Origin of the sequence: Lentzea waywayandensis (genome assembly GCF_900115955.1) — a bacterium.
Classification (GTDB): Bacteria; Actinomycetota; Actinomycetes; order Mycobacteriales; family Pseudonocardiaceae; genus Lentzea; species Lentzea waywayandensis.
Genome location: NZ_FOYL01000011.1, coordinates 214,100 through 235,334, shown reverse-complemented (window position 1 = coordinate 235,334; position 21,235 = coordinate 214,100). Strand labels below are relative to the sequence as shown.

At 69.5% G+C, this 21,235-nt stretch carries 24 protein-coding genes and 1 pseudogene; 15 read left to right on the top strand and 10 right to left on the bottom strand.

All coding sequences use genetic code 11. The annotated features are described in order from the left end of the window. The first annotated feature begins 59 nt into the window (after positions 1–59). From BM417_RS34680 to BM417_RS34665, 4 genes are read left to right on the top strand one after another with little or no spacing between them, the layout of a single operon-like run. On the top strand, positions 60–1,097 hold the full coding sequence (locus BM417_RS34680; protein WP_143138919.1) for an efflux RND transporter periplasmic adaptor subunit: 1,038 nt from the start codon (positions 60–62) through the stop codon (positions 1,095–1,097). Further along, positions 1,094–1,819 (top strand): ABC transporter ATP-binding protein, encoded by a 726-nt coding sequence (locus BM417_RS34675; RefSeq protein WP_093603244.1) that lies wholly within the window; start codon positions 1,094–1,096, stop codon positions 1,817–1,819. Before BM417_RS34680 ends, BM417_RS34675 begins: the two co-directional genes overlap by 4 nt. Positions 1,820–1,871: 52 nt before the next feature. Further along, positions 1,872–3,041 (top strand): ABC transporter permease, encoded by a 1,170-nt coding sequence (locus BM417_RS34670; protein ID WP_093603242.1) that lies wholly within the window; start codon positions 1,872–1,874, stop codon positions 3,039–3,041. Between the two features lie 17 nt (positions 3,042–3,058). Beyond that, the gene (locus BM417_RS34665) at positions 3,059–3,595 is read left to right on the top strand and encodes a hypothetical protein (RefSeq protein WP_093603238.1); all 537 of its coding nucleotides are present in this window, start codon (positions 3,059–3,061) and stop codon (positions 3,593–3,595) included. Positions 3,596–3,626: 31 nt separating this feature from the next. On the opposite strand, the gene BM417_RS34660 is transcribed toward BM417_RS34665, so the two are convergent. Continuing rightward, positions 3,627–4,646, bottom strand: coding sequence for an LLM class flavin-dependent oxidoreductase (locus tag BM417_RS34660; protein ID WP_093603236.1), 1,020 nt, complete (start codon positions 4,644–4,646; stop codon positions 3,627–3,629). Then, positions 4,643–5,227, bottom strand: coding sequence for an NADPH-dependent F420 reductase (locus BM417_RS34655; protein WP_093603234.1), 585 nt, complete (start codon positions 5,225–5,227; stop codon positions 4,643–4,645). The genes BM417_RS34660 and BM417_RS34655 overlap by 4 nt, the downstream gene beginning before the upstream one ends. A 103-nt stretch (positions 5,228–5,330) precedes the next feature. On the opposite strand from BM417_RS34655, the gene BM417_RS34650 reads away from it, so the two are divergent. Further along, entirely contained in the window at positions 5,331–6,083 is a 753-nt protein-coding gene (locus BM417_RS34650) for a class I SAM-dependent methyltransferase (RefSeq protein ID WP_245822359.1), read from the top strand. Here the strand turns inward: BM417_RS34650 and BM417_RS34645 are convergent. Continuing rightward, positions 6,067–6,846 carry an alpha/beta fold hydrolase gene (locus tag BM417_RS34645; RefSeq protein WP_177320750.1) on the bottom strand — a complete coding sequence of 260 codons (780 nt, stop codon included), beginning with the start codon at positions 6,844–6,846 and terminating at the stop codon, positions 6,067–6,069. The genes BM417_RS34650 and BM417_RS34645 overlap by 17 nt on opposite strands. Between BM417_RS34645 and BM417_RS50385 the strand changes: the two are divergent. The 4 genes and pseudogenes from BM417_RS50385 to BM417_RS34630 form a co-directional block, all read left to right on the top strand. Next, positions 6,845–7,561: pseudogene (locus BM417_RS50385) on the top strand (transporter substrate-binding domain-containing protein); the annotation flags it as partial. The gene BM417_RS34645 and the pseudogene BM417_RS50385 overlap by 2 nt on opposite strands. A 73-nt stretch (positions 7,562–7,634) precedes the next feature. Next, positions 7,635–8,384 carry an amino acid ABC transporter permease gene (locus BM417_RS48150; RefSeq protein WP_245822355.1) on the top strand — a complete coding sequence of 250 codons (750 nt, stop codon included), beginning with the start codon at positions 7,635–7,637 and terminating at the stop codon, positions 8,382–8,384. Continuing rightward, a complete protein-coding gene (locus BM417_RS34635) occupies positions 8,381–9,148 on the top strand; it encodes an amino acid ABC transporter ATP-binding protein (RefSeq protein ID WP_093603228.1) in 768 nt (255 codons plus the stop codon). Before BM417_RS48150 ends, BM417_RS34635 begins: the two co-directional genes overlap by 4 nt. 288 nt (positions 9,149–9,436) lie before the next feature. Continuing rightward, the gene (locus BM417_RS34630; protein WP_093603226.1) at positions 9,437–9,745 is read left to right on the top strand and encodes a DUF1540 domain-containing protein; all 309 of its coding nucleotides are present in this window, start codon (positions 9,437–9,439) and stop codon (positions 9,743–9,745) included. Here the strand turns inward: BM417_RS34630 and BM417_RS34625 are convergent. From BM417_RS34625 to BM417_RS34615, 3 genes are all read right to left on the bottom strand, one after another. After that, positions 9,742–10,164 carry an MgtC/SapB family protein gene (locus tag BM417_RS34625; protein ID WP_093603224.1) on the bottom strand — a complete coding sequence of 141 codons (423 nt, stop codon included), beginning with the start codon at positions 10,162–10,164 and terminating at the stop codon, positions 9,742–9,744. The two genes, BM417_RS34630 and BM417_RS34625, sit on opposite strands and share 4 nt — an antisense overlap. A 207-nt stretch (positions 10,165–10,371) precedes the next feature. Continuing rightward, on the bottom strand, positions 10,372–10,959 hold the full coding sequence (locus tag BM417_RS34620) for an SMI1/KNR4 family protein (protein WP_093603222.1): 588 nt from the start codon (positions 10,957–10,959) through the stop codon (positions 10,372–10,374). Between the two features lie 8 nt (positions 10,960–10,967). After that, positions 10,968–11,792 (bottom strand): aldo/keto reductase, encoded by an 825-nt coding sequence (locus tag BM417_RS34615; protein ID WP_093603220.1) that lies wholly within the window; start codon positions 11,790–11,792, stop codon positions 10,968–10,970. A gap of 30 nt (positions 11,793–11,822) precedes the next feature. On the opposite strand from BM417_RS34615, the gene BM417_RS34610 reads away from it, so the two are divergent. Further along, positions 11,823–12,464, top strand: a complete 642-nt coding sequence (locus tag BM417_RS34610; RefSeq protein ID WP_143138918.1) for a TVP38/TMEM64 family protein — start codon at positions 11,823–11,825, stop codon at positions 12,462–12,464. A gap of 81 nt (positions 12,465–12,545) precedes the next feature. On the opposite strand, the gene BM417_RS34605 is transcribed toward BM417_RS34610, so the two are convergent. After that, positions 12,546–12,890 (bottom strand): RNA polymerase-binding protein RbpA, encoded by a 345-nt coding sequence (locus tag BM417_RS34605; RefSeq protein WP_065919117.1) that lies wholly within the window; start codon positions 12,888–12,890, stop codon positions 12,546–12,548. Positions 12,891–13,128: 238 nt separating this feature from the next. Then, a complete protein-coding gene (locus BM417_RS34600; RefSeq protein ID WP_093603216.1) occupies positions 13,129–13,884 on the bottom strand; it encodes a thymidine kinase in 756 nt (251 codons plus the stop codon). A gap of 519 nt (positions 13,885–14,403) precedes the next feature. Between BM417_RS34600 and BM417_RS34595 the strand changes: the two genes are divergently transcribed. Together BM417_RS34595 and BM417_RS34590 are read left to right on the top strand one after the other, a co-directional pair. Further along, positions 14,404–14,751 (top strand): PadR family transcriptional regulator, encoded by a 348-nt coding sequence (locus tag BM417_RS34595; RefSeq protein WP_322789008.1) that lies wholly within the window; start codon positions 14,404–14,406, stop codon positions 14,749–14,751. Beyond that, positions 14,748–15,620 (top strand): hypothetical protein, encoded by an 873-nt coding sequence (locus tag BM417_RS34590; RefSeq protein WP_143138917.1) that lies wholly within the window; start codon positions 14,748–14,750, stop codon positions 15,618–15,620. Before BM417_RS34595 ends, BM417_RS34590 begins: the two co-directional genes overlap by 4 nt. Positions 15,621–15,671: 51 nt before the next feature. Here the strand turns inward: BM417_RS34590 and BM417_RS34585 are convergent, their stop codons facing one another. Next, positions 15,672–17,084 carry an MFS transporter gene (locus BM417_RS34585; protein WP_093603210.1) on the bottom strand — a complete coding sequence of 471 codons (1,413 nt, stop codon included), beginning with the start codon at positions 17,082–17,084 and terminating at the stop codon, positions 15,672–15,674. 54 nt (positions 17,085–17,138) lie between these two features. Continuing rightward, the gene (locus tag BM417_RS34580; RefSeq protein ID WP_245822353.1) at positions 17,139–17,900 is read right to left on the bottom strand and encodes a glycerophosphodiester phosphodiesterase; all 762 of its coding nucleotides are present in this window, start codon (positions 17,898–17,900) and stop codon (positions 17,139–17,141) included. A gap of 252 nt (positions 17,901–18,152) precedes the next feature. Here BM417_RS34580 and BM417_RS34575 point away from each other — a divergent pair, with 252 nt between their 5' ends. From BM417_RS34575 to BM417_RS34565, 3 genes are all read left to right on the top strand, one after another. Further along, entirely contained in the window at positions 18,153–18,494 is a 342-nt protein-coding gene (locus BM417_RS34575; protein ID WP_030475304.1) for a hypothetical protein, read from the top strand. 72 nt (positions 18,495–18,566) lie between these two features. Further along, positions 18,567–20,567 (top strand): putative bifunctional diguanylate cyclase/phosphodiesterase, encoded by a 2,001-nt coding sequence (locus BM417_RS34570; protein WP_245822352.1) that lies wholly within the window; start codon positions 18,567–18,569, stop codon positions 20,565–20,567. Positions 20,568–20,582: 15 nt separating this feature from the next. Beyond that, positions 20,583–21,227 (top strand): VOC family protein, encoded by a 645-nt coding sequence (locus BM417_RS34565; RefSeq protein WP_093603206.1) that lies wholly within the window; start codon positions 20,583–20,585, stop codon positions 21,225–21,227. Positions 21,228–21,235 lie beyond the last annotated feature (8 nt).

The window sequence follows — 21,235 nt, the reverse complement described above, 5'->3', positions numbered from 1 at the left end:
CTCACCGCGATCACCGGTTCGACACAGGATCCTCACAAGTGCCTCCGAAGATCCACACCATGCGCAGGACAGTCATCGCGGCCACCGTGCTCGTCGTGGTCGTCATCGCCGCGGTGCTGGTGGTGCGCGCCCGGCCACCCGAGCCCGCCGCGGCCCCGCCACCAGCGGTGAAGACCACGACCGTGCGAAAGGGAGACCTCACGAACACCCGCACGCTCCAGGCCCAGCTCGGCTTCGGCGCCGCCCGCCCCGTCAAGGGCACCGCCGGCACCGTCACGAAGCTCCCGGCGACCGGCCAGACCACCGAACTGGGCAAGGAGCTCTACCGCGTCGACGACCAGCCCGTCGTCGTGTTCTTCGGCGCCACCCCGTTGTTCCGCGCCCTGGACGCCCCCGGTCTCAAAGGCTCGGACGTCGCGGTGGTGATGGACAACCTCGCCGCCCTGGGCTACTCGGTCGGCACCCGCCCCAAGGACGCCACGAAGGCCGAGCTCACCCCGCGCGTGGTCGACGCCCTGAAGAAGTGGCAGAAGGCGCTCGGCGTCGAGCAGACCGGCGTCCTGGCGCCCGGCCGGGTGCTCGTCCTGGACCGCCCGATGCGCGTCGGCACCGTGAAGGCCCAGCTCGGCGAGCCCGCCACCGAGGAACTCTTCGAGGTTACGCCCACCACCCGCCTCGTCTCGCTGCAGGTACCGGTCTCCGAGGCGGGCGTGCTGAAGACGGACCTGCCGGTCGTGATCGTGCGCCCGGACAACCGCTCCGTCCCCGCCAAGGTCACCTCGGTGACGCAGGTGGCCACCACCTCCGAGAACGGCGGCGGTGGCCCGAAGGCCGACGTCGTCGTCACCCCGGACAACCCGGCGGACGTCGAGGACCTGGACACCGCCCCCGTCCGCCTCACGATCACGACCGAAAGCCGCGCCGGCGTGCTGACCGTTCCGCTGGCGGCCCTCGTGGCGCTCAAGGAGGGCGGCTACGCCGTCCAGCTGCCCTCCGGCGGGTTGAAGGCCGTCCAAACGGGCCTGTACTCGCAGGACAAGGTCGAGATCTCCGGCGACGGCGTCACCGACGGCCTGGAAGTGGTGACCGCCCAATGACCCCCGTGCTCGCCCTGCGCTCGGTGACCAAGCGCTACCCAGGCGGCGTCACGGCACTCGACGACGTGTCGTTGCAGGTCGACGCGGGCGAGCTGCTCGCGATCGTGGGCCCGTCCGGCTCCGGCAAGTCCACGCTGCTGCACCTCGTCGGCACCCTGGACCTGCCCTCGTCCGGCACCGTCGAGATCGACGGCCAGGACGTCTCCCGCCTGCCGGACCGCCGCCTGTCCGCACTGCGCGGCAGCCGGCTGGGGTTCGTGTTCCAGCAGTTCCACCTGTCCGACGGCCTGACCGCCACCGAGAACGTCGCCACCGGACTCCTCTACGCCGGAGTCCGGCGCAAGGACCGCCGCCCGCTCGCCGTGGAGGCGCTCAACCGCGTCGGCCTCGGGCACCGCGCCGACCACCGCCCGTCGGAACTCTCCGGCGGCGAACGCCAGCGCGTCGCCATCGCCCGCGCCGTGGTGAACAACCCGGCCCTGGTGCTGGCCGACGAGCCGACCGGCGCGCTCGACACCGCCAACGGGCTCGCGGTGCTGGAACTGCTGCGCGAGCTGAACCGGCAGGGCACGACCATCGCGCTGATCACGCACGACCGGGACATCGCCGCCTCGTTGCCACGCAGGGTGGAACTGCGGGACGGGCGGATCATCGCGGACACCGCAGACCAGACCGCCGCCACCGTCACCTTCCCGCGCCCCGACACCGGGAGTGCCCGATGAGCCGCGTGGGCCGTCTGCTCACCGCGCCGTCCGTGCTCGGGGAGCGTGCGCGATGACCCGTCTCTCGCCCGTCGACCTCCTGTCCCTCGGCTCGCTCGGCATGCGCACCCGCCGCCTCCGAGCCGCCCTCTCCGCCCTGGGAATCGCCCTGGGCATAGCCACCGTCGTGGTCGTCACCGGCATCCCGGCCTCCAGCCAGCAGGCCCTGCTCGACGAACTGACCGCCCTCGGCACCAACCTCCTGCGCGCCCAACCGTCCCAGCGCCAGGACGACCCGGTGCTGCTGCCGGAGTCCTCCGTCGCGATGGTCCAGCGCATCGGCCCGGTCACGGCCGCCGCGGCCGTCGCCAACACCCACACCCGAGTCCGCCGCAACGACCTGCTCGACCCCGGCCACAGCTCGGACATCACCGTCCTGGCCGCCACCCCCAATCTTCTGGAAACCGTGAACGGCCACGTCCAGAGCGGAGACTTCCTGCCACGACCGGACTTCCCGAGCGTCGTCCTGGGCAACGTCGCCGCCCACCGGCTGGGCATCCCGGCCGTGGGCGAACACCCGGCGGTGTTCGTGGGGGAGAAGTGGTTCACGGTGACGGGAGTCCTGGGCCCCATGCCGCTCGCACCCGACATCGAACGCTCGGTGCTGGTCGGCTGGGACGCCGCCCGCACGCAGCTGGGGTTCGACGGCCATCCGACGGTCGTGTACGTGAAGGCACGTGAGGAGTCCATTGAGGACGTTCGCGCGATCCTGCCCGCCACGCTCTACGGCGAGATTCCCGGCCTGGTGCAGGTGAGCCGCCCGTCCGACGCGCTGGCGGCCAAGCGCGCCACCCAGAACTCCTACAGCGCGCTGTTCCTGGGGCTCGCGGGCGTCGCGCTGCTGGTCGGCGGCGTCGGCGTGGCGAACACGATGGTGATCTCCGTGCTCGAACGCCGCAGCGAGATCGGCCTGCGCCGCGCGCTCGGCGCCACCCGCGGCCACATCCGCGCGCAGTTCCTCACCGAAGCCGTCCTGCTCTCCGGCCTCGGAGGACTGGCGGGCACCGCCTTGGGGGCGCTCGGGGTCGCGGGCTACGCGACCCTGCACCGCTGGCCGCTCGTCATCCCCCTCGAAGTCCTGGCCTCCGGTGTGCTCGCCGCGTTCGTCGTGGGCGCCGCCGCAGGCCTCTACCCCTCGATCCGCGCCGCCCGGCTCACCCCGACGCAGGCGCTCGCCGCGTGACGAAAGGAAATCCCCCGATGAAGAAGGCCACCCTGGCCCTGCTGCTGTTGCTGGCCGCGTGCGGAAAGCCCGAGGCCCAGCCCCAGGTCGCCTCGATCTCGACGCCACCGAGCAGCGCGGCCGCGACGTCGGCCGCCCAGGAACAACGGCCCCGCGAACGCCTCGACATGACCCCGGAGGACTTCGAAGCCCTCCAGGCGCCGTACGACCAGTGCCTGGCGGGGTTCGGCCTGGACAAGAAGGGACGCTCCGCCGAGGGGAGCGGCCGCCCGGAACCCACCAAGGAAGAGCTCGACAAGGCGCTCCAGGCGTGCGAGTCGAAGTCGCCGCTGCCCCCGTGGGAGAAGGACGTCACCAACCCCGAGGCCGTCGACTTCGCCAACCGCGTCGTGCAATGCCTGCGCGGCAAGGGAGTCCGCTACGTCGAGGTGCTCAACGAACCGGGCTCGACCATCGTCAGCTACGCGCTCGGCGGCCCCAACAACGACGCCGCGTCGATCTCGCTCGGCCTGGAGCACGCCAAGGAGTGCGAGATCGCCTCGTCCAAGAAGTGACACGAGGGGGCTGGAACCCAGCCCCCTCACCTCACGCGAGCATGTCCTGCACCAGCGGCACGACCTTCGTCCCGTACAGGTCGATCGTCCGCATCAGCGACTCGTGCGACAGCCCGCCGATGCCGTACTTCAGGTCGAACCGGCTCGCGTCCAGCTTCTTCATGGTGGCCGCCATCTTCGTGGCGACCGTCTCGGGCGACCCGACGAACAGCGCGCCGTGCGGCCCCACCTCGTGCGCGTACGACTCCGGCGTCGGCGTGGAGAACCCCCGCGTCTTGCCAAGACGGCTGATCACGTCGAGGTAGTGCGGCCAGAACTCCTCCCGCGCCTGCTCGTCGGTCGGCGCCACGTGGCCGGGGGAGTGGATCCCGATCGGCAACGGGTCGCGGCCGAACTTCTCCAGCGCGTGCTTGTAGAGCTCCGAGAACGGCGCGAACCGGGCGGGGTGGCCGCCGATGATCGCGAGCATCAGCGAGAACCCGTACGACGCCGCGCGCACGACGGACTGCGGGCTGCCGCCGACGCCGATCCACGTCGGGAACGGCTCGGTGAACGGCACGACGTCCTGCTCGTGCAGCGCCGCCCGCGTCTTGCCCTGCCAGGTGATCGGGCCGCCCTTGAGCAGCTCGGCGAACAGGTGCGTCTTCTCCTCGAACAGGTCCTCGTAGTCCGCGAGGTCGTAGCCGAACAGCGGGAACGAGTCCACACTGGACCCGCGGCCCAGGATGACCTCCGCGCGGCCGTCCGACAGCGCGTTCAACGTCGAGAACCGCTGGTACACGCGCACCGGGTCGTCCGAGCTGAGCACCGTCACGGCCGAACCGAGGTGGATCTTCGAGGTGCGGGCGGCGATCGCGGCCAGCACCACGTCGGCCGCCGACAACGGCATGTCCGGGGTGTGGTGCTCGCCGATGCCGAAGAAGTCGAGGCCGACCTGGTCGGCCAGCACGCCCTGCTCGACCAGGTTGCGAATGGTCTGGGCGTGCGACAGCGGGGTGCCGGACGCGTCGAGGGTGACGTCGCCGAACGTGTCGAGTCCGAACGTGGTCATGACTGCTCCTTGGTGAACTTCTCGAATTCCTGCCTGCTTGCCGCGACGCCGAACACCGGGCCGCCCGGTTCCAGCAGCCGTCCCGCGGCCAGGGACCCCACCGGCACCGGGTCGAACCCGATGCGCTCCAGGAACACCGCTGCGGACTCCAGCGCGGCCGGCGAGTCACCGGCCAGGCCGACGGCGCGACCACCGGCGGGTTCCATGTCCTGGTAGGCGACGTGGTTGAGGGTCTTGACGACCTGCGCGCCCACCAGCCGTCGCGCGACCTCCTCGCTCGTGCCCAACGGCTCCGCGGCGGGCGGCCAGTGGTTCATCGAGTCGATGACGACCTTGCCCGCGAACAGCCGCGGATCGAGCGTGGAGAACCGGTGCCACGGGATCGCCAGCACGACGAGACCGGCGTCCGCGACGGCGTCGGAGGCGGACTGCGCGACGGCACCCGGCGCGAGGAACTCGGTGATCATCTCGATCCGCGCGGGGTCACCGGACCCCGCGATGCCCACCTCGTAGCCCGCCGCCAGGGCCAGGCGCGCGATGACGGGACCGACGTGGCCCGCACCGAGAACAGCGATCTTCACAGCACACCCGACCTCGCTAGTTGACGTATCATCTAGCTTAACCGGACCAGCCCCCGGTTATTCCCTGGGGTGCGTTCGGGGGCGGCTGGGCTACTTTCGACGCGTGTGGGGTTTCGGTGACGCGTACGAGCGGTACGTGGGCCGGTGGAGCCGGCCTGTCGCGGTGGAGTTCCTGCGCCGGCTGGACGTGCCGCCCGGCCGGACGTGGCTCGACGTCGGCTGCGGCACGGGCGCGCTGACCGAGACCGTGCTGGCACACGCCCGTCCGTCCGCGATCACCGGCATCGACCCGTCGGAAGGCTTCCTCGAACTCGCCCGGCAGCGCGTTCCCGGCGCCACGTTCGAGGTCGGCAACGCCACCGACCTGGGCGGACGCACCGCCGACGTCGTGGTCAGCGGGCTCGTGCTCACGTTCGTGCCCGACGCCGCACACGCCGTGGCGGAGTTCGCCCGCGCGGGGACGTACGTCGGCTCGTACCTGTGGGACTACACGAGCGGCATGCAGATGATGCGGCTGTTCTGGGACGCCGCGAAGGACGTCGACCCCGCCGCCGCCTCGCACGACGAGGGACTGCGCTTCAGCGACGTGAGCGGCGCAGACCCGTTGCGCGCGTTGTGGACCGGGGCCGGTCTGCGCGACGTCGAGGTGACCGGCATCGTCGTGCCCACGGTGTTCCGCGACTTCGCGGACTTCTGGGAACCGTTCCTGGGCGGCACGGGCGCGGCACCCGCCTACGCCGCGACGCTGCCGCCGGAGCAGCTCGACGCCGTGCGCGACCTGCTCCGCTCCCGTCTGCCCGGGGAAGGCCCGATCGAGCTGACCGCCAAGGCCTGGGCCGTCAGAGGTTCGCGCTGAGGAACCGCTCCAGGTGCGGGTTCACGTCCGCGGCGTGCGTGAGGCTCAGGAAGTGCGCGCCACCCTCGACGAGGACCAGCGGCTCGGCCTTGGGCAGTGCCGCGACCAGGGCCTCGGCCTTCCCGACCGGGTAGGCGAGGTCGGCGGTGCCGTGCAGCACGAGCGCGGGCACGTCGATCTCCCCGGCCCGGTCCAGCACGCCTTCGCGGCCGACCAGGGCGTTCATGATCAGCCGCAGCCGTTCGGGCTCGACCTCGCTCCACTTCGGCGTCCACTCGGACGGGTCGTAGTCGCCCAGGCAGATCTTCGCGACGGCCTCGATCACCGACCCCGGTCCCTGCGCGATCCACACCTCGGCGAGCTGCTGGTAGGCGTCGGAGACCTGCTGGTCCTCGGGCTCGCCGGACGTGCCCAGCAGCGCGAGCGCCGTGACCCGCCGCGGATCCAGCAACGCCATCCGCAGCGCCACGAACCCGCCCTGACTGGTACCGGCCACGGCAGCGGCGTTCACGCCCAGTTCGTCGAGCACGGCGAGGGTGTCGCGGGCGACGTCCCAGTGGTCGAACGGCCCGGCGGCGGGCGTGTCACCGTGGCCGCGCTCGTCGATCGCGATCAGCCGGTAGCGTTCGCCCAGGGCCTCGACCTGCGGCGCCCACATCGTCGCGTCCATCAGGAAGCTGTGCAGCAGCACGACCGCGGGGCCGTCACCGCCGTGGTCCACATAGGACACCAACTGCCCGTCGGCGGTGGTCACCGTAGCCATGCCGTACACCTCGTCCCGCATAGTGGATCATCAGCACCGACTGCTCCGTTCGCTCTACCCTGCCCGAATGCGACAAGTGTTCAGGGGCGCGGTGCTGCTCCTGCTGCTGGTGATCGTCGTCCCCGCACCGGCGTACGCGCAACAAGAGCAACCACCGCTGGTCCGCGTCGGCACGGAGGGCACCTACCCGCCGTTCTCCTTCCACGATCCGCAGACCCAGGAGCTGACCGGCTACGACATCGAGGTCGTCAAGGCGATCGCCGCGAAGGCGGGCTGGCGGCTGGAGTTCGTCGAGACGCAGTGGGACGCGATCTTCCCCGCGCTCGACGCCGGCCGCATCGACCTCATCGCGAACCAGGTGTCGCGCAACCCCGAACGCGCCGCCAAATACGGTCTCTCCAGCACCTACACCTACTCGCGCGGCGTGATCGTCCGCCGCACCGGCGACGACCGGATCAAGTCGATCGCGGACCTGAGCGGCAAGACCACCGCCCAGTCCAGCACCAGCAACTGGGCCAAGGTCGCCCGCGACGCCGGCGCCCGCGTGGAGGCCGTCGAAGGCTTCGCCCAGGCTGCCGCGCTGCTCCAGCAGGGCCGGGTCGACGCGATCGTCAACGACAACATCGCCGTCCTCGACTACCTCGCCACCACCGGCTCGAAGGACGTCGAGATCGCGGGCGACGCCGGCCAGGCGGGCAGCGAACAGGTCCTGGCGCTGCGGCAGGCCGACTCGGCGTTGCTGACCCAGGCGAACTCCGCGATCGACGCCCTGAAAGGCCGACGGCACGTTGCGCGGCATCTCCCAGAAGTACTTCAAGGCCGACGTGTCCGTCGAGGACGGTGGCGCGGCGGACCTCTCGCAGGGCCGAGGCCCGCGCGGCACGTGGGACATCCTGCGCTCGACGGCGTGGCCGATGTTCGTGGGCCTGGTCAAGGTCACCATCCCGCTGACCGCGCTGTCGTTCGCCATCGGGCTCGCGCTCGCTTTGCTGGTGGCTCTGGCCCGGATCTCGCCGTACCGCGTGCTGTCCGGCCTGGCGCGGGCGTTCATCTCGGTTATCCGCGGCACCCCGCTGCTGCTCCAGCTGTTCATCGTCTTCTACGGCCTGCCGCAGATAGGCCTGAAGTTCCCGCCGTTCACCGCCGCCGTGGTGGCGTTCTCGCTGAACGTCGCCGGCTACGCGGCCGAAGTGGTCCGCTCGGCGATCCTGTCCGTGCCGCGCGGCCAGTTCGAGGCGGCGGCCACGATCGGCTTCGGCTACGCGCAGACGTTGCGCCGCATCGTGCTGCCGCAAGCCGCACGCACCGCTGTACCGCCACTGTCCAACACGCTGCTGTCGTTGCTGAAGGACACGTCACTCGGCTCGGTCGTGCTGCTGACCGAGCTGTTCCGCGAGTCCCAGCTGGCCGCGGCCGAGAGCAACGAGTTCCTCGCCCTCTACGCGTTCGCGGGGCTCTACTACTGGGTGATCTGCGTGGCGTTGTCCGCCGGGCAGAAACGACTGGAGACCAGGCTGAACAGGTACGTGATCGCATGACCGACATCCGCATCGAGGTCACCGGACTCAGGAAGTCCTTCGGCGAGCTGAACGTGCTGCGCGGCATCGACTTCACCACCCCGCGCGGCACCTCCACCGTCCTGCTGGGACCGTCCGGCTCCGGCAAGACCACCCTGCTGCGCTCACTGAACGTCCTCGACACCCCGGACAGCGGCATCGTCCGCATCGACGACGTGTCGGTCGACTTCTCGGCACTGCCCGCGGGCAAGGCAGGACGCGCCGAGGGCCAACGGCTGCGCGCGCAGAGCGGCATGGTGTTCCAGTCGCACAACCTCTTCCCGCACCGCACGGTCCTGGAGAACCTCACCGAAGGCCCAGTCGTCGCCCAGAAACGCCCGGTGGACGAGGTGATGGGGGAGGCGCGGGTCTTGCTGGACCAGGTGGGACTGGCGGACAAGGCCGACTCCTACCCGTACCAGCTCTCCGGCGGCCAGCAGCAACGTGTCGGCATCGCCCGTGCACTCGCGTTGAAGCCGCGCGTGGTGCTGTTCGACGAGCCGACTTCGGCGCTGGACCCCGAGCTGGTGGGGGAGGTGCTGGCGGTCATCAAGGACCTGGCGTCGCAGGGGTGGACGACGGTCATCGTGACGCACGAGATCCGGTTCGCCGAGAAGGTCGCGGACCAGGTGCTGTTCCTGGACGGCGGCGTGATCGTGGAGAGCGGGCCGCCCGCGCAGGTGATCGCGGAGCCGCGGGAGGAACGCACGCAACGGTTCCTGCGGCGCGTCCTCGACCACGGGTGAGTACGGCGGAGGACTGGTGTGGCCCGACTGGGGTCGAACAATGATGAGTTCCGTTGTTCTCTCGGCCGAATTCGCTGCGACGCCCACCTCTACGCAGCGTTTCCCCAGCTCAGCGCTGCGCGACGACGGTGTCCGGTCCGCACATCCGTGGGCTGGAGCGGCTGACGGAAATAGGCGCGGCGGAATCCCGAAAGGATAGGCTCGCCTAATTCCTCTCGAATTGCGGTCCTTCTGCCGTGGTGGCATCGTCCGAATCACCGAACCTTTCCCACCACGGCAGGAGCGGACATGACCACCCTCGAGAACCCGGCGATGCCCGCCGTCCACGATTGCACCGTGAGCGACTGCTCCTACAACCACGACGGCTGCCACGCTTTCGCGATCACCGTGCGCGGGGACAACGGCGCCGCCGACTGCGGCACGTTCATCCCGCTGGGTACGAAGGGCGGCCTGGACAAGGTCATCGCGCAGGTGGGTGCCTGTTCCCGCACCGACTGCACGCACAACGCCTCGCTCGAATGCACGGCGCAGAGCGTGCGGGTGGGCCAGGGCGAAGGCTCCCACCACGCGAACTGCCTGACCTACCAGCCGCGCTAGTCCTCTTCTTTGCGGTCGACGGCGCGGCCCAGTTCCCGCAGGCCGACGTTGACCGCGATGATCGCCACCGTGCCGGCCGCCGCGACGACGTGCAGCCCGGCGCCCGCCAGTGACCCCACCGCGGCCGCGCACCACAGCGTGGCCGCGGTGTTGAGTCCCCGCACCGACAGCCCGTCGCGCAGGATCACGCCCGCGCCGAGGAAACCGATGCCGGACACCACCTGTGCGGCGACGCGCGTGGGGTCGCCCTGGCCGTCAAAGCCTTGTGCGGACAGCAGAACGAACAACGCGGCACCCACCGCCACGAGGGCGTTGGTCCGCAGGCCCGCCATGCGCGAGCGGTACTGCCGCTCGAAACCGATCAACGCGCCGAGGCCCATGCTCTCGGCAATGCGCAGCGTCATGTCGAAGACGTGCATCGTGTGACTCCCCTTGTGGTGCAGGGGTGTGCGTCACACGCCAGAACTGAAGCGTGCCCAGAAGGGTTCAGCGAGGTGGAGTGACCCGCGCTGGCTACTGTCGCCTGGCATGTGTCGCTCACCTCGCTTCCTGTGTCTGGTTCGTAAGACCGAGGAGTGACGTTACCGAACCGGACGTGAGCCCGGGGTGAGAGTGGGACGCGCGTCTCATTCCCAGTGGAAGCCGTTGTGCTCGAACGCCAGCCGATGGCCGGTCTCGCCGCGCAGCGCACCCAACGCGTCGTCGAGCATCGCGGTCACGTTGGGCCACAACGGATCGCGGTCCGCGCCGCTGTACTTGTCCCACTCCATCACACACCCGTGCCGGGGCCCGCCGCGCAGGTCTGCGAACAGCTCGTACCCCGAACCGTCCGCGGCGACGGGAAGCCAGGCGGGCAGCCAGATGTCCACGCACGGCGTGCCGGCCGGTTCGCGCAACGCGGCCGCCTCGTAGTCCTTCTCCTCGCCGAGCGTGCGGAACGCGATGCCGCTGATCGCCTGCGTCATCAACGTCCGCAGGTTCAGCGCGTGGTCGAGGCCGTGCGGCTGCCACATCGGAGGGACGAGCGGCCAGTGCGTGTACGTCTCGCCGATGCCACCGAACTGCCGCCACCACGCGACGAGCTCGGCGGGCAGCGCGTAGCCGATGGTCTCCTCCGCGTCCGCGATGTCCACAGCGGACGACGGCGGAAGTAACGCGGCATGCAGCGCCGGGGAGTTCTCGCCGATCCAGGTCTCGATGTCGGTCCAGCTCACGGCCGGAACTAAAGCATGGCGAGCGGCGCGGGCCCGGCAGGGGGAGGGAAGGCGCGGTCGAGGTCGGCGAGGTCCTCGGGGGACAGGCGGAGTTCCAGCGCCCGCGCGTTCTCCCGCACGTGCGAGGCCGAACCGGCTTTGGGGATCGCGCAGACCTGAGGCAGCCGCAGCACCCACGCCAGCGCGACCTGGGCGGGAGTGGCGTCGTGCCGTCGGGCGACTGAGGCGAGCGCGGGGGAGTCGAGCAGCCTGCCCTGTTCGACGGGGGAGTAGGCCATGATCGGGATGCCGGTGGAGGCGTGCCACGGCAGCAGGTCGTGCTCGGGGCCGCGGCGGGTGAGGTTGTAGAGGATCTGGTTGGTCTGGCAGAAGCCCGGCAACGCCGTCAGCTCGCGCATGTCGTCCAGGTCGAGGTTGCTGACGCCCCAGTACCGGATCTTGCCCGCGTCCATCAGCGCCGAGAACCCGTCCAGGGTCTGGGCGAACGGCACGCTGCCGCGCCAGTGCAGCAGGTACAGGTCGAGCCGATCGGTGCCCAGGCGGCGCAGGCTGGCTTCGCAGGCGCGCACCGTTCCCGCGGCCGAAGCGTTGGACGGCAGCACCTTCGACACGAGGAACACCTCGTCGCGCCGACCGGCCACCGCCTCGCCCACGAGCGTCTCGGACGCGCCGGAGCCGTACATCTCGGCCGTGTCGATCAGGCTCAGGCCGAGGTCGAGGCCGGTGCGGAGCGCGGCGATCTCGTCGTCGCGCCTGCCGGGATCCTCGGCCATCATCCAGGTGCCCATGCCGAGCGCGGGGACGGTCTCGCCGGAGGGGAGCAGCACGGTCATGTGCTCCAGCTTGCCGGGTACGTTGCGCTGATGCGACGTGCGGGCCTGATCCTCCTGGTGCTGCTCGTCGTCGCGCTGGCGGTCGCGGCGCAGCTCGTGGACCTGCCCGACGGCACGCGGCTTCGTGCGCTGGTGGACGGCGCGGGGAGCGCGGCTCCGGTCGTGTTCGTGGCGGTGTGCGCGCTGGGCACGGCGGTGTTCTTCCCGAAACCGGTTCTGGCGACGGCGGCGGGACTGCTGTTCGGGGTGGGGTGGGGGAGCGCGCTCGCGGTCGCGGGGTTCACGGCGGGCGCCATGATCGCGTTCACGATCGCCCGAGGGCTCGGCCGCGACACGGTCAAGGGCTGGCTGGGGGAACGGCTGGCGGTGCTCGAACGGGTCTTCGCGCGCCGGGGAGTCGAGGCGACGCTCGTGATCAGATTGTTGCCGATCCTGCCGTTCACGCTGGCGAACTACGGCGCGGGCGTCACGTCGGTCAAGGGCCGGGACTTCGCGCTCGGCACGGCGCTGGGACTGGTGCCCTCGACCGTGCTCGCCGCCGTGCTGGGGGACGCGCTGAGCGATCTCGGCTCGCCGCGCTCGATCGTCGCGTTGTCGATCTGGGCGGTGCTGGCGGCCGTGGGCGTGTGGTGGGGCCGGAACTTGATCACTGCGGCCGTACGGGCCTCCTAGGCGCCCGGAAGAGGCACGCAAAAAGCCGCCCCGGCGGGAGACCGGGACGGCTTGAAGCGTCTGCGACCTAGCTGGCCTGGATCAGGCCGTGCGGGTGCGGCGTCCACGCAGCTCTTCGAGTCGCTCGTCGAGCAACTCCTCGAGCTCGGGGATCGACCGGCGCTCCAGGAGCATGTCCCAGTGCGTGCGCGGCGGCTTGATCTTCTTCACCTCCGGCTCGACGCCGTCGATGATCTTCGACTCGGTGCCGTGGAGACGGCATTCCCAGGTCGGCGGCAACTCGGCGTCGTCGGAGAACGGGACCTCGAAGTCGTGTCCCTTCGGGCAGGCGTACCGCGCTGCCCGGCGCGGAGCGAGATCGTGGTTGCGGTCGGTCTCGTAGCTGACTGCTCCGAGCCGGCTTCCACGCAAAACGCGGTCGGCCATGGCGGTGTCCTTTCGCTCGGCTCAGGGCCGGGGCCCAGGCTTCTTGCTCACCGTGTGCAACGCCCGGATTGCTCCGTTTGTTTCCGGCTCGCTCTCATGGTCGCCCACAGTGACGTCGTTCACTCGTCAACGAAGGCTTCCTACTAATGGATGCGATCGCCACAGGATCGTGACGCGTTATCAAGCTCCTGCGCTCATGCATCACTCTAATGGCCCAGTAGGGCCTGTGGGTAGTCGCCTAGGCCAACCGAAGTTGACCACTTTGTGCGACGTCAGGGCCCAGGTCGCCCAACCTAAAGTGACGCCGACAGAGCACTTGGTAACGGATAGTAGTTTCCGTGGTATCGGTTACACCGTTGCTCTCTGTACCCGATCGGTGCTGTTCCGTGTCCGAAGCCGTGTCCGCGACCAGAACCGTGTCCCCGGCGCGAATCACCCGGCCGGCCCGCACCCGTGCGTTGAACCGCCCAGGCACCCCGCACCAGCACAGAACCTCGACCTGGATCGCCTTGAGTTCGTCGGCCAGTTCGAACAGCCGCTGCGAACCGGGGAACATCTCGCCGCGGAAGTCCGTGGCGAGCCCGAAGCAGTACACGTCGACCTGGACGTCGTCCGCGAGCTCCGCCAGCTGCCCGACCTGAGCGGGGGAGAGGAACTGCGCCTCGTCCACGATCAGGTAGTCCACGCGCCGGCCCTCGGCCCACTCCGCCCGCACCAGTGCGCGGAGGTCGTCGTCGCGGATCTCCGCGGCCTCGCGCGTGATGCCGATGCGACTGGAGATCTGCGGCCTGCCCGACCGGTCGTGCCGCACCAGCAGCAGGCCGCGCCTGCCCTGACGAGAGTTGTTGTGGTCGATCTGGAGCGCGAGCGTCGACTTGCCGCAGTCCATGGGACCGAAGAAGAACTTGAGGTGCCCGACCACCGGCGTCGAGCGCCGGGAACCAGCGACAGGGACAGCGGAGAGGGCGTCTGTCGGATCGGGAAGGGCGTCCACGGCGGGTCACCCTAGTGCCTGGATCCCGATCATGAGGAATCCCCACGGTCCTCCCCTCTTCCGCGTCGGGTCATTCGAGTGCGACCAGCCATTTCGCGACGGCATAGCCGCTTTGCGGGCGTTCCAAACCTCATCTCGACTCGGACCACTCGATAGCTTCAGTGTTGACCAAAGTGAGGCCCGGGGTGGAGGGCGTGCCGTGGCGAACGAGCAAGAGCGCATCGGCAGGGGAGGGCAAGCGAGGTTCCGCTGGGGGAGGGGGACGGGAGCCGACGGCGGGGCTTGGCGACGTCGGGTGAGGAGGGGAGCGGGTGTCCGGGCTTCGGTCACGGCGCTGTACTGCGCCCGTGTTCGTGGCCGGGAACTGCGCGCCGGTGCCCGCGGCCGGCGAACCTCCCAACCCGCCGAAGGCTCGACGCCACGCTTTGGCATGCTCTATTGCTTCAGTGTTGCCTGAAGTCAGCTTTCACTGGTTCTTCCGCTTCCCGATATAGCTTGCGCCGCGATATATTCAGCGACATGAGTGGTCGGGTCATGTCCGAGCAGACGTTCCTCGTCCTCACCGCGCTGGCGGAGGAGGCACTGCACGGTTACGCGATCGTGCAGGCGGTGGAGCAGCTGTCCGAAGGGCGGATGACGTTGCGGGTCGGCACGCTGTACGGGGTGCTGGACCGGTTGGTGGCGGACGGGCTCGCCGAGCGCGACCGTGAAGAGGTGCACCAGGGCCGGCTGCGGCGCTACTACAGGCTCACCGACTCCGGTGTGCGGGCGTTGCAGGCGGAGGTCGCGAGGCTGAGCGCGAACGTGCGGGCGGCGAGCGCGGTGCTGAGGGGGAGGGGCGTCCAGACGTGGGCGAGCCGGGCGTGAGCAATCTGGAGCGGCGGTACCGGGTGCTGCTGAAGGTGTTGCCCCGGTGGTACCGGCAGGACCGCGAGGAGGAGATGGTCGGGATCTTCCTGGCCGAGCGGGACGACGATCTCGACCTGGAGCACAGCTGGCCGGGGTGGGGGGAGACGGGCGCGATCCTCGGGCTGTCGGTGCGCACGCATCTCGCGGCGGGCGCGGTACTCACGGGCGTGCCGGCGAAGGTCGTGTGGCGCGGTGAGGTCGTGCGGGCGCTGGGGATGCTCGGGTTGTTGCTCGGGCTGTTCTACGCCACGGCGGCGATCGTGAGCGTCGTCGTCGGGTTCGGTCGTCCGTACCAGGCGCCCGAGCCGTGGTGGCGGGTGCTGGAGCTGGGGCCGGTCGTGGCGTTCGCCGCGTTGCTGAACGGGCGGCGGACGCTCGCGAAGGTGGCGGCGGCCGCGCCGGTGCTGGTCTCGATGATCACGCTGGGGCAGCCGGGGAGCGTGCTGACGTGGAGTGTGTTCCAGTTGCCGTCGCTGGTGACGTTCGTGTGCCTGTGTCTGGGTTTTCATCGGGAGGCGCCTACGCCGCCCGCGCGCAGGTTGCTCTGGTGGGGTGGGGGAGCGGCGCTGCTCGGGGTGGTGGGCGGGTTCGCCACGGGGGTGGGGTTGCTGTCCGTCGGGTTGATCACCGTGATCGTGCGGGTGGTCGCGTTCGTGCGCGGTGACTTCGTGCTGGGGCGGGCGTTGTCGTTGTTCGCGGTGCTGCAGCTGGTGCCGTTGCTGTTCCTGGTCGTCGCCGGGGGAGGGGTCCTGGTGCCCGCGGGTGGGCTGGCGCTGTTGCTCGTCCTGGCCGCGGTGGCGCCGGTGCGGCAGCGGGTCCGGGCGTGAAAAAGGGCGGCGCTGCTGGGAAAGCGGCGCCGCCCTGAACCGAAGTGGATGTCAGACGAGTGCGGGTTCGTTGTTGCCCACGGCCTTGATGGCGCGGCGGACGGGCACGAAGATCAGCAGGACGAAGCCGGCGACGAAGAAGATGATCAGGGCCAGGATGGCGGGCCGGAGGCTGCCGGTGGCCTGGCCGACGCCGGCGAAGACCAGCGGGCCCAGCCAGCTGGTGGAGCGCTCGCCGACCTCGTAGAGCGAGAAGTACTGGGCCTCGCGGCCGGGCGGCACCATCTGGCTGAACAGGCTGCGGGACAGGGCGTTCGTGCCGCCGAGCACGATGCCGATGCCCGCGGCGACGAGGTAGAACGACGTCTCGTCGCCTGCCTTGACGAAGAACGCGGCGGTGATCACGACGATCCACACGACCAGGGAGCCGAGGATCGTCTTCTTGGCGCCGATGCGTTTGGCGACGAAGCCGTGCAGCACGCCGCCGACGAACGCGACGAACTGGACGATGAGGATCACCGTGATCAGCGTCTGCTGTTCGAACTTGAGCTCGACGCTGCCGTACTGGGCGGAGACGTTGGCGACGGTGGCGATGCCGTCGGTGTAGATCAGGTAGGTGCCGAGGAACGCCAGCGTCAGCGGGAACGCCTTGGCCTGCCTCAAGGTCGTGCCGAGTTCCTTGAAGCCGGCGGAGATCACCGAGGCGCCGTGTTCGCCGCCGTGCGGCCGCTGGTGCTCGGTGAGGGCGCGCAGCGGGATGATCGTGAAGGCGGCCCACCAGATGCCGGAGATGACGAACGCGATGCGCGCGGCGTCGCCGGAGGTGATGCCGAGGGAGTCGGCGGACAGCGTGATGCCGAGCTGGATCGCGAGGGCGACGCCGCCGCCGAGGTAGCCGAAGGCCCAGCCGCGGCTGGAGACGGCGTCGCGTTCGTCGGGGGTCGCGATCTCGGGCAGGAAGGCGTAGTAGACGACGACGCTGGCGCCGTAGCAGATGTTGGCGATGATGAAGAAGACGACGCCGAGCTTCCAGTTGGTGCCTTCGACGGTGGCGAGCGCGATGGTGGCCGCGGAGCCGGTGAAGGCGAAGAAGCCGAGCATCTTCTTCTTGTTCTGGGTGCGGTCGGCGATGGCGCCCATGACGGGCAGCACGAGGACCTGGACCACGGTTGCGATGGAGAGCAGGTAGCCCCACAGCGAGCCGGAGGGGAACTGCAGGCCGAGGATCGTGACGTCGCAGTGGTCGAAGGCGTTGTCGCCGGCGCACGGGTTGGCCCCGTTGAGCGCGCTGTCGGCCTTGGCCGCGTTGGTCGCGATGCTCGTGAGGTACAGCGAGAGGAAGACGGTGATCACCGACGTGGGGAACACGGAGTTCGCCACGTCGTACCAGACCCAGCCGCGTTGTTCCTTCTTGCGGCGCCCGGCGTTGTTGGCGTCGGCGGCGTCGTCGCCCTTGACCTTCATGTCGGCGGACTGTACTTGTCCGCCGACACGCCCGATGATCGACTGTCCAAGCTGTTACCAGCTGTTGCGGGACTGGAGAACTTCGCGCAGGACGTCCGGCCTGTCGGTGACGAGTCCGTCGACGCCGAGGTCGAGCAGGGCGCGCATGTCGGCTTCGTCGTCGATGGTCCAGACGTGTACTTCGAGTGCCCTGCGGTGGGCGGCCTGGACGAAGCGGCGGTCGACGATGTGGAGGCGTCCCTGGCTGACGGGGACCTGGGCGACCTGGCCGCGGACGGCGAGTCCGGCCAGTGGGATGCGTCCGGCGGCCCAGAGGGCGCCGGCGGAGCGGGGTCCCATGGAGGTGAGCAGTTCGGGTCCGGCGATCCTGCGCAGGCGGGCGAGGCGGTTGTCGGAGAAGCTCGCGAGGCAGACGCGGTGCAGTGACTTGGCTTTGCGCAGCAGGGCGATGATCGGTTCGACGGCGTTCTCGGACTTGACGTCGATGTTGAAGAACGTGTCGGGGAGTTCTTCGAGGACGTCGGCGAGGCGGGCGATGGGTTCGCGGCCGCCGACGCGGGCTCGTCGTACTTCGGTCCAGGGCAGGTCGGTGACGACGCCCTGGGCGTCGGTGGTGCGGTCGAGGGTGTGGTCGTGGTGGACGACGACGACACCGTCGGACGTGGCGTGGACGTCGGTCTCGATGTAGCGGTAGCCCTCCTGCACGGCCCGGCGGAAGGAGCTCAGCGAGTTCTCCATGCCGGTGAGGTCGTCGACGTGCCAGCCGCGGTGGGCGAAGGCTCGGGGGCGGTGGCCTGCGAGGTAGGGATGTGTCACGTGTCGAGAGTGTGCCTTCCCGCGGTGGCTCCGGGGTGGACGGTGGGTGGCGACACACTTTCTTCTTCAACTCTATTGCTTCAGTGTGGTCTGAAACGAGGTTTCTCGGCGGCCAAAGCGACAGAAGTTGATCAAACCCCTCCAAAAACAAGCACCAACGGACCGGCGGGTAGTGTCCGGTTCCCTACGAAGGTCTGGCTTTCTGGCGCGTCGCTGGAGACCGCACACCGCTATTCGCTACCGTCGCGCGCCATGGAGCGCTCCATGGAGGCGGATGAGCCCAGGCACTGTGCGTGGTGCGGGAGGCGGTTGCCGGGGAGTGGGAGGATCGGCCGGCCGCGGAGGTACTGCGCGCAGCCGTGTCGTCAGCGTGCGTACGAGCGCAGGGCGGCGTTGCAGCGGGGTGGTCTGCCGGAGGACGCGGTGGTGCTGAGCACCGCCGAGCTGGCGGATCTGCAGGACAGGTTGTTCCAGCTGCGGTGCGCCGCGGAGGATGTGGTGACGGCCGCGCAGGACGGGGCCGAGAACGAGGAGCTGAGGAAGCTGGCCGCGGAGCTGGTGGAGTCGGCGAAGGGTTTGGAGCGGCTGCGATAGCCGTTCGCACAACAGCGAACTGACCGGCGTAGCGGGTTGCTTACGTCCGGTGATCGGACGATCATGACGCGCGTGACCTCCTACTGCCGCACGGTGCTGGACCGAGCGGGTGTCGGCTATGCCGTGACGGACTCGCGCGGGAACCTGTTGTGGTGCAACCGCGCGTTGGGTGCTGTGCTGGGGGTTCCGGTCGAGCAGGCGTACGGCAGGTCGTTGCCGGCGTTGCTTCCCGGGGTGCCCGAGGTGCCCGCCCCTGTTCGTGAGGTGCTGGTGCCGGGTCCGAAGTGGCTCGAGGTGCGGTGCTCGCGGCTGGGTGACGATCTGATGTACGAGGTCGTGGACGTGTCGGCGTGGCGTGATCGTGAGTTGACGGTGACGCAGGAGGCGGACGCGTTGCGCCGGGCTCAGGCTCTCGGTCGCATGGGGACGTGGGAGTGGTCGATCCGTGAGGATCGGGTGATCTGGTCGGACACGTTGCTGGAGATGTTCGGGTTCTCGGCGGGGACGGCGTTCGACTTCGAGCTTTATTCGCAGCTGGTGCATCCGGACGATCTGCCGATGATCGAGGAGACGCTCGACGCGGCGCTCAAGACGGGTTCGGTGTTCACGTACACGCATCGGATGTTGCGGCCGGACGGCAAGGAGCGGGTGTTCGAGTGCTTCGGTGAGGTCGTCGTCGGTGATGACGGCACTCCGCTGCGCGCTTTGGGTACGGCGCACGACGTGACGCAGTCGTCGCGGGTGCATGACGAGCTCGTGAGGATGGCCGAGCAGGATCCGCTGACGGGTCTGCCGAACCGCAGGGCGTTGACGCGTGCTCTGGAGCAGGAGCTGGCGAACAACGGTTCGGGTGCGTTGCTGGTGCTGGATTTGGACAACTTCAAGGACGTCAACGATCTGCGTGGGCACGCGGTGGGTGACCGGGTGATGCGGATGCTGGCGTCGGCGTTGCAGTCCCGTTTGGGTGACAGGTTGATCGCTCGTCTGGGTGGTGACGAGTTCGCGGTGGTGTTGCCGGGTGCGTCGCCGAAGGACGCGTCCGAGGTGGCGGACGGGTTGCGGGACGCGGTGGCGGGTTTTCCGCTGGCGGGGATCGGGACGCCGGCGCGGATCACGGTGAGCACGGGGCTGGCGGAGTTCGGTCCGGGTGACTCGTGGGAGCTGGTGCTGGCGAACGCGGATCTGGCGTTGTACGCGTCGAAGGCGGCGGGCCGGGACCGGGTGACGGTGTACGAGCCGAACCACTACGCGGACACGGTGAAGCGGGTCAGTGTGCTGGACCGGTTGCGGGCGGCGCTGGCGGGCAACGGTCTGGCGCTGTACGGCATGCCGATGGTGGAGCTGACGACGGGTCAGGTGCTCGGTCACGAGTTGTTGTTGCGTCTGGAGGATCAGCAGGAGCCGTATCTGGGTCCGGCGGACTTCCTGCCGGTGGCGGAGCGGTCGAACCTGATTCTCGAGGTGGATCGGTGGGTGCTGACGACGGCGATCGACGCGCTGGTGGCGCAGCCGGATCCGCGGTTGAGGTTCAACGTGAACGTCTCGGGGCGGACTCTGGAGGATCCGGACTTCGGGAACTTCGTGCTGGACAAGCTGGGTTCGGCGGGGGTGGCGCCGGGCCGGTTGGGTCTGGAGATCACGGAGACGGCGGCGGTGACCAACCTGGACGCCGCGGTGACGCTGGCGACGCAGCTGCGCAGCTTCGGGTGCCGGATCACGCTCGATGACTTCGGTTCGGGGTTCGGGTCGTTCGTGCATTTGAAGCATCTGCCGATCACGGGCATCAAGATCGACGGCGAGTTCGTGAAGGGCATCGAGACCAACGACGCCGACGCGGTGCTGGTGTCGGGGATCGTGCAGATCGCGAACGGGCTGGGACTGTCGGCCGTCGCGGAGTGGGTGGAGCGTCCGTCACAGGTGGACGCGCTGAAGCGGCTCGGGGTGCGGGTGGGGCAGGGTTTCCACCTCGGCAAGCCGATCCCGTTGCGTGACGTGGTGAGTGCGGAGCGCATGCCGCCGAATGGCGCATTGTCGTCTCAGGTGGTCGGAGCAGAGGATGGGGCGCGCTCCTGATCCGCGCCCGATGGGATGCCCGTGTCGTCTTGTGGTCTTCGTCGTCTTGAGTTGAGCGTTGCCGAGCCTGAGTTGTCGGTGGATTTCTTCGCCGGTGTTCTCGGTTGGACGGTGATAGCGGAGCCGGGTGGGTCGTTCTCGGGCTGGGTGGGGGACAGACTCGCTGCTCAGGTCGTTGCGGGGGAACAGGGTTGGCGTGTCGTCTTCGGTGGTGACGAGGCGCGTGAGCTGGCTGGGAACTCCTCTGTGGACTCCGGCAGGGTGTTGCACGGTCCGTGGGCGCCGCCGCCTCGGCACGGTGAGCCGTGCTGGGTCGAGCTGATGGTCGAGGCGCCGGACGACGAGTTCTGGACCGGGGCGCTGGGCTGGGAGACCAGGCCGGCGACGGAGGACTTCGTGCTGTTCACGTCGGCGCGTCATGGCGATCCGCGTTCGGTGGCGGGTCGGCTCACGACCACGCGTGGGCAGGGCTGGCAGACGTACTTCGCCGTGGACGATCTCGCGGCGGCGTGCGCGAAGGTGTCCGAGTTGGACGGTCGTGTGCTGCTGGAGCCCACGACCGTGCCGACTGGGGTGATCGCGTCTGTCGAGGGCCCGCACGGCGGTTCGTGTGTGCTGTTGGAGAAGCCGGCGGGCTGGGGCGGTGCGTGGTCCGGCTAGGTGACGGC